This is a genomic window from Actinomycetospora sp. (assembly GCF_055612215.1).
The window spans coordinates 1-6,369 of record NZ_JBVPVA010000609.1 but is presented as its reverse complement, the minus strand read 5'-3'; the positions used below and the strand labels follow the sequence as shown (position 1 = coordinate 6,369).

Sequence of the window (6,369 nt, the reverse complement as noted above, 5' to 3'; positions counted from 1 at the left end):
CCGGCATCGACGTCTCCTCGATCCGCCAGCCGCTGGGCGTCGTCGGGATCATCTCGCCGTTCAACTTCCCGGCGATGGTGCCCATGTGGTTCTTCCCGATCGCGATCGCCGCGGGGAACACGGTCGTGCTCAAGCCGAGCGAGAAGGTGCCCAGCGCGGCACAGTGGCTCGCCGAGCTGTGGGCCGAGGCGGGCCTGCCCGACGGCGTCTTCAACGTCCTGCACGGCGACCGGACCGCCGTCGACGGGCTGCTGACCCACCCCGACGTACGCTCGATCAGCTTCGTCGGGTCGACGCCGATCGCCCGCCACGTCTACGAGACCGGCACCGCGCACGGCAAGCGCGTCCAGGCCCTCGGCGGGGCCAAGAACCACATGGTGGTCCTGCCCGACGCCGACCTCGACCTCGCCGCCGACCAGGCGATCAACGCCGGCTTCGGCTCGGCCGGGGAGCGGTGCATGTCGATCTCGGCCCTGGTCGCCGTGGGGTCGTGCGGCGACGGCCTCGTCGAGAAGGTCGCCGAGCGGGCCCGGGGGCTGCGCACCGGGGACGGCCGTCGTGGCTGCGACATGGGCCCGCTGGTCACGGCCGCGGCGCGGGAGCGGGTCACGGGCTACATCGAGGCCGGGGAGTCGGCCGGGGCGTCCGTGGTCGTCGACGGCCGGGGCGTGGCGCCGGACGCGGACGGCGAGGGCTTCTTCGTCGGCCCGACCCTGTTCGACCACGTCACCACCGACATGTCGATCTACACCGACGAGATCTTCGGCCCGGTGCTGTCGGTGCTGCGGGTGGACACCTACGACGAGGCCGTCGCGATGATCAACGCGAATCCGTACGGCAACGGGACGGCGCTGTTCACCAACGACGGCGGCGCCGCGCGGCGGTTCCAGCACGAGGTCGAGGTCGGCATGATCGGGATCAACGTCCCGGTCCCGGTGCCGATGGCGTACTACAGCTTCGGCGGCTGGAAGAACTCGCTGTTCGGTGACACCCACGCGCACGGCACCGAGGGCGTGCACTTCTTCACCCGCGGCAAGGTCGTCACGACCCGCTGGATCGACCCGGCCCAGCGCGGCGACGCCGGCGGTCTCGACCTCGGGTTCCCGCGGAACGACTGACGGGCCGGCACGCAGTAGGCGGTTGATCATGGCGAGGGCACCAGTACGTGCGGTGCCCTCGCCATGATCGACTGCCTAGCGACACCAGCGCGGCCGTACCCCGGACCCCTCTCGGCCCCGCTCCGCCGATCCGATAATCGACATTATGTCAGATCGGCTGCCGGAGCCCCTCTCCGCTGGTCGGCGGCCGGGTCCGCGTCCCGTCGACGGGCACACCACGCAGCTCCCGCGGCCCCCGGACCTGCCGGACGTGCCCCTGATCAACCCGGGCGCGCGCCGGGACCGCGATCGGCTCCCCCGGCCGCGGCCGGATGCTGTACTCGCGGGGTGACCCAGCGAGGACCGTCGCGGGACCCGGACGACGAACCGACGTTCGGCCGCACGCTGCACGACGCGGTCGTCGACGAGCGCGACGGGCCGCTGCCGGCCCTGCTCCTCGGACTCACCGTGCTGGCGGGCGTCGTCGACGCCACGAGCATCCTCGCCCTCGACCACGTCTTCGTGGCGGCGATGACCGGCAACCTCGTCATCCTCGGCCTCGGCCTCTCCGGAGCCGACGGGTTCTCGGTGACCTCGTCCGCGCTCGCACTGGCGGCCTTCGTCGTCGGTGTGCTCGCCGGGGCCGTGATCTGCCGCCACGCGGGCGGACACCGCGGCCGGGCCCTGCGCAACACGACGATCTACAAGGCCGTCCTGGCCGTGCCGGTGACGATCACGGCGCTCGCCGTCGGCGACGACCTGCCACCCGGCGTGCGCACCACGATCACCGTCCTGCTCGCGGCATCGATGGGCGGGCAGCTCGCCCTCATCCGCCACCTCAAGGTCCCCGACCTGCTCACCGTCGTGCTGACGCTGACCATGACCGGGCTGCTCGCCGAGCGCGGCCACCGCGACCCGGCCCGGCTGCGACGCGTGCTCGCGCTGCTGGCCTTCGCGGCCGGGGTCGTCGTCGGGGGCCTGCTCATCCGCCTGGTGTCGATCGGGGCGGCGCTGGCGTTCGGTCTGCTGGTCATCGTCGTGGTCGGCCTGTCCTCGCACCTCGTCTCCCGGACGCCGGCGTCGTGGTCGAGCCCGAGGTAGACACCGGAGCGGTCCTGGTCCTGCCCAGCGCGGGTCCGGACCCGATCCCGTTCGCCGAGGCGCTCGCCGCCGTCGTCGGGTACGCGCGGGCCCGGCGCCCGTTGCGCTTCCGCTCCCCCGGTGTCCCCGACGGCCGCTGGGTCCGCGTCCCGGCCTACGGCTGGGCCCGGTTCGACGCCGCCCCGGCGAGCACCGGGCCCGACGCCGACGTCCTGCTCGGCGAGGGACTGCACGGTCGGCTCGACCGGGACGGCTGGACCGACGTCCACGACGCGCTCGCGCGGGTCCGCCCGCTCGTGCACGACGCGGTGCGCCGCGCGGCCGGCCGCCCGCTGTGGACGCTGCCGTCCGGGGAGTTCTCGGTGCTCGACGAGCCCGGCACCGTCGGGTCGCTGCTCCGCGAGGTCGCCTCGGCGGCCGGGGCGCACCCCGGCCACGTGCTCGCGGCCCTGCACCACCACCACCCGGCGCTGGTCCCCCATCTCACCCGGACCACGCGGCGCGCGCTGCTCCCCCACCTCGAGGAGGGCGACAGCGGCGTGGAGGCGGTGGTGCGACGGGAGCTCGCGGCCAACGAGCGGGGCTTCGCCGCGCTCGAGTCGGCGGCCGCGCGCGCGACCGGCGACGCCGCGCCCACCCGGCTGCGGCTGCACGACGTCCTGCTGTGGCTCGCGACGACGCTGCGCTGGAGCCACGCGGTCCACGCGGGCCGCGGGCCCGACGCGCCGGGGTGAGCCCGGCCGATCAGCGGCCGAACTCGTCCTGCCACAGCGAGGTCTTGGTGCGGTACCACCGGGCCACCGCGATCTCCCGGTCGTCGATCAGCTGCTCGAACGCCGCGGCGGTCGCGGTCACCTCCGCGGGCCCGCAGTGGGTCGAGAGCTCCACGAGCTCCCGCCCGCTCGGGAAGCGGAAGTGCTCGAGGTCCGCCCGCCGCAACCCGGCCTGCGCGCTCACCTTCACCCGGTGGACCACCAGCGGGCCGAGCACCGCCAGCTCCTTGAGCCGGGCGTCGTCCACGACGTCGTGGCCGCCGCGCAGCGCCCACGCGCGCTGCGGCGGCGAGAGCAGCTCCCCCGGGTCCAGACCGCCGCCGATGACGTGGGCCGCGGCCCCGGCCTCGACGTCGCGCCGGATCTCGAGGTCCTGCCAGACCGCGCCCGGGGCGACGTCCAGCTCGATGCGCACGCTGCGGGGGGTGCTCCGCTCGGACGTGGTGCCGCTGCGCTGCGCGGACACCGCGAGGTCGTAGCGGCCGCGCGCCCGCCGCCGCAGCCGGATCTCGACGCCGGCACGGAGCAGGTCGAGGGCGTCGGTGTCGATCAGGTAGGTCCGCCGTTCGCTCCACGTCGGCGACGGGCGGCCGGTCAGGGCCTCGGCGGCCGGCCCCGCGGCCGTGGCGAGGAGCGCCTTCAGCTCGACGCTGTCGGCATGCGCCCCGTCGGCGCAGAGCCGGGCGAGCGCCTCGGGCGGTCCGAACCTCGGCACGTCCTTCTCGACCTCCCGCCGGGCAGGCCGGGCCCCGACGGCGGCGCCACCCCGCGCGACCATAGCGGGCGCTCGGTGGCCCACGACACCATTGCGTCCCGAACCTGGGCGGACGGACGGGGCGGCCCCACCGAACCGAGGGCCCCTCCCCTGCCTCTCCCCCGTTCGGCCTAGTCTGTTCCGCTTCGCGGAACGTCACGGGTCGAACACGCTGGGTCGACGAGATCGAGACCCGCGGGTCCTCCCAGACCCTTGCCGACTCGCCACCGGCTCCCTATGGTCGGCTGTGGCTCAGCACACACCGTTCACCGGCTGACGACGTCCGGTCGTCGCCGGAGACCCCGTGTCCTGCCGCCCAGTGGTCACCGAATTCGGCCCGACGGCCGAGAGACCTGTGGCGGCACCGCGCCGACCGGGACGTCCCGGGCGCGACACGCGGCCGGGAGGAGTGCACCGGAGTGCTCGAGCACGCATCCCCCACGTCCTGGTGACCCATCGACGTCCGACCAGGGGTCGGAGCACGGCCGACGGAGGAGACGAGGAGGTCGAGGTGGCGGCGACGCCGCCGTCGGCAGGAAGGACACCCGAGATGAGGAGGTACGGCCGATGACGGCCACGGCAGATGATCGAGAGACCACCCTGCACGAAGCAGGCCTGGACGGGCAGAACCGGACGGCACTGGGCCGGCTGCTCGGCACCGGGAACGTCGGGCACGCCGAGGAGGGCTCGGACGGGGTCATGCGGGCCACCGTGCGCATCCCCGAGGACGAGCTGATCTGGGACCCGTCGATCCTGGTCTTCCCGCACGGCGGGACGGTCGAGCTCACGCTGATCAACGACGACAAGAACACCCACTGCGCGGTGCTCCCGCACAACGGGGACCCCAAGATCATCTGGCTGGTGAACCACTCGAAGGGCACGGCGACCCTCGAGCTGGGCGGCCCCGGCACGTACTACTACGGCTCCACGACCGGGAACGACGAGGGCCGTGGTCTCACCGGCGCGCTCGTCTTCGGTGGCGAGGTACCGGACTCGGCCAAGATCGACCGTCCGCCCCAGCCTCGTCCCTAGTCGCGCCCGCAGAGAGGAAGACACCATGACCGACTACGTGGACGCCGGCGAGGCCGTCCCGCACAAGACCCTCAGCGCCACCAAGGGCGAGGCCCCGGCTACGGGGGACGTCAACGACGAGCGCATCCAGAACGCCCGCTCGGAGCCGGAGAACTGGCTCACCTACTACGGCACCTACGACGCTCAGCGCTACAGCGCGCTCGACCAGATCAACAAGGACACGGTCAAGAAGCTCGTCCCCGCGTGGGTGTTCCAGGCCGGGACGACGGGCATGCAGTCCGGCGCGTCGACCTACTCGTTCGAGGCCTCCCCGCTCGTCGTGGAAGGCGTCATGTACGTCTCCGGCCCGGAGGGGAAGCTCTGGGCCATCGACGCCACGACCGGCGAGGAGCTCTGGCGCTACAAGCACGCCTCCCCGTACGACGTCTCGCTGTGCTGCGGCAACGTCAACCGGGGTGTGGCCGTGGGCCACGGCAAGGTCTACCTGTACACCCTCAACGCCCACCTCATCGCGCTCGACGCGACGAGCGGCGAACTGGTGTTCGACGTCGTCAACGGCGACGTGCGGGCCGGGGAGAGCGGGACCGTCGCGCCGCTGATCGTCAAGGACATGGTCATCGTCGGGAGCTCCGGCGGCGAGTTCGGCCTCCGCGGCCACATGGACGCCTTCGACGCCGAGACCGGGGAGCGCCGCTGGCGCTGCTACACGATCCCGAAGCCCGGCGAACCCGGTTCGGAGACCTGGCCCGACGACGGTGAGGCCTGGCAGCGCGGCGGGGCGAACTGCTGGGTCACCCCCTCCTACGACCCGGAGCTCGAGCTCCTGTTCCAGGGGACCGGCAACCCGGCGCCGGACTTCGACGGCGGTGTGCGCCCCGGCGACAACCTCTACACCGACAGCACCATCGCGGTCGACGTGAACACCGGCGAGATCCGGTGGCACTACCAGTTCACGCCCCACGACCTGTGGGACTACGACTCGACGATGGAGAACGTCCTGTTCGACGCGCCCGACGGGCGCAAGCTGCTCGCGCACGCGGACAAGAACGGGTACTTCTTCGTCCTCGACCGCACCAACGGTGAGCTGGTCCGGGTGTTCCCCTTCGTGGACCGGATCACCTGGGGCGACATCAGCCCCGAGGGGAAGGTCACCGCGAAGGTCTACCCGGACGAGGAAGGCGTCCCCGTGCACTTCTGGCCGGGTCCGGCCGGGGGCAAGGAATGGACGCACATGTCCTACAACCCCAACACCGGGCTGATCTACGTCCCGGTCCAGGAGGTCGGGGCGACGGCCACCCGCCGGCGTCGCGAGTTCAAGGAGAGCATCCCGTACTGGGGCGCGGGCGTCGCGGTCGACCTCGACGACTTCTACGGATACGTCGCGGCCATCGACCCGCTGACCGGCGAGGAGAAGTGGCGCTGGCGCAACGAGTACCCGATGTGCGCCTCGACGCTGTCCACCGGCGGTGGCCTGGTGTTCCAGGGGACGCCCACCGGTGAGCTCGTCGCGCTCGACGCCGACACCGGCGAGAAGCTGTGGTCGTTCCAGTGCGGCAGCGGCCACCACAGCAGCCCGAGCACGTTCAGCGTCGACGGCCGGCAGTACGTCGTC

The 6,369-nt window shown here is 72.8% G+C and carries 6 protein-coding genes; 5 read left to right on the top strand and 1 reads right to left on the bottom strand.

The annotated features are described in order from the left end of the window. From mmsA to AC0CYZ_RS16830, 3 genes are all read left to right on the top strand, one after another. A partial coding sequence (gene mmsA / locus AC0CYZ_RS16840; RefSeq protein WP_472217369.1) for a CoA-acylating methylmalonate-semialdehyde dehydrogenase occupies positions 1–1,118 on the top strand: 1,118 nt, incomplete at its 5' end. A 327-nt stretch (positions 1,119–1,445) separates the two neighbouring features. Next, on the top strand, positions 1,446–2,198 hold the full coding sequence (locus AC0CYZ_RS16835) for a YoaK family protein (protein WP_472217367.1): 753 nt from the start codon (positions 1,446–1,448) through the stop codon (positions 2,196–2,198). Beyond that, positions 2,180–2,932, top strand: a complete 753-nt coding sequence (locus AC0CYZ_RS16830; protein WP_472217365.1) for a hypothetical protein — start codon at positions 2,180–2,182, stop codon at positions 2,930–2,932. The genes AC0CYZ_RS16835 and AC0CYZ_RS16830 overlap by 19 nt, the downstream gene beginning before the upstream one ends. A gap of 10 nt (positions 2,933–2,942) precedes the next feature. Here AC0CYZ_RS16830 and AC0CYZ_RS16825 read toward each other — a convergent pair whose 3' ends face one another. Then, positions 2,943–3,686, bottom strand: a complete 744-nt coding sequence (locus AC0CYZ_RS16825) for a hypothetical protein (protein WP_472217363.1) — start codon at positions 3,684–3,686, stop codon at positions 2,943–2,945. A 606-nt stretch (positions 3,687–4,292) separates the two neighbouring features. On the opposite strand from AC0CYZ_RS16825, the gene AC0CYZ_RS16820 reads away from it, so the two are divergent. Both AC0CYZ_RS16820 and AC0CYZ_RS16815 read left to right on the top strand, forming a co-directional pair. Further along, complete coding sequence (locus AC0CYZ_RS16820) at positions 4,293–4,757, top strand: MSMEG_3727 family PQQ-associated protein (RefSeq protein WP_472217361.1); 465 nt, start codon at positions 4,293–4,295, stop codon at positions 4,755–4,757. A 25-nt stretch (positions 4,758–4,782) separates the two neighbouring features. After that, on the top strand, positions 4,783–6,369 hold a 1,587-nt coding region (locus tag AC0CYZ_RS16815; RefSeq protein ID WP_472217359.1), incomplete at its 3' end, for a PQQ-dependent dehydrogenase, methanol/ethanol family.